The 611-nt window shown below is 35.0% G+C and carries 1 protein-coding gene; it reads right to left on the bottom strand.

Annotation, left to right across the window (positions count from 1 at the left end; translation table 11 throughout):
• Positions 1-611 (bottom strand): MFS transporter (locus QWI17_RS18080; protein WP_302723929.1); only part of this gene is annotated, 611 nt, incomplete at both ends.

Below are 611 nucleotides of genomic sequence, written 5' to 3'. Positions count from 1 at the left end.
CAAATAATAAAGCAATTCCTAACAAAGAATCTACTTGATCAGATTCTACATTCATCACCGTTTTCATGTAACTCATCGAGTAAAACTGACCTGTATACCACACAACTCCTTGTCCCATCACAGCTCCAAAAAGTGCTAATAAAACGAATTTCATATTGTAACGATTCCCGAAAGATTCTTTCAAAGGATTTTTAGAAGTTGTTCCTTCATCTTTTGCTTTTTTGAAAGCTGGCGATTCGTCCATATTTTTACGAATCAAATATGAAACGTAAACCATTAAGATTGATAAGATAAATGGAACTCGCCATCCCCAAAGGTCAAACTGCTCTTCTGATAATAATGTTTTCGTTAATAAAATAACCAATAACGAAACAAATAAACCAACTGTTGCAGTGGTTTGTATCCAAGAAGTCCAATATCCTCTTTCTCCGTCTGGTGCGTGTTCTGCTACGTATGTTGCAGCACCTCCATATTCGCCTCCAAGTGCTAAACCTTGTAATAAACGTAAGATTAATACTAATAAAGGTGCGATAAAACCAATTGATTCGTAAGATGGAATACATCCTATTAAAAAAGTTGCTCCTCCCATTAATACTAAAGTTGCCATAAAT

Origin of the sequence: Gilvimarinus gilvus (genome assembly GCF_030518155.1) — a bacterium.
GTDB lineage: Bacteria > Pseudomonadota > Gammaproteobacteria > Pseudomonadales > Cellvibrionaceae > Gilvimarinus > Gilvimarinus gilvus.
This window is presented reverse-complemented; position numbering and strand designations above follow the sequence as displayed.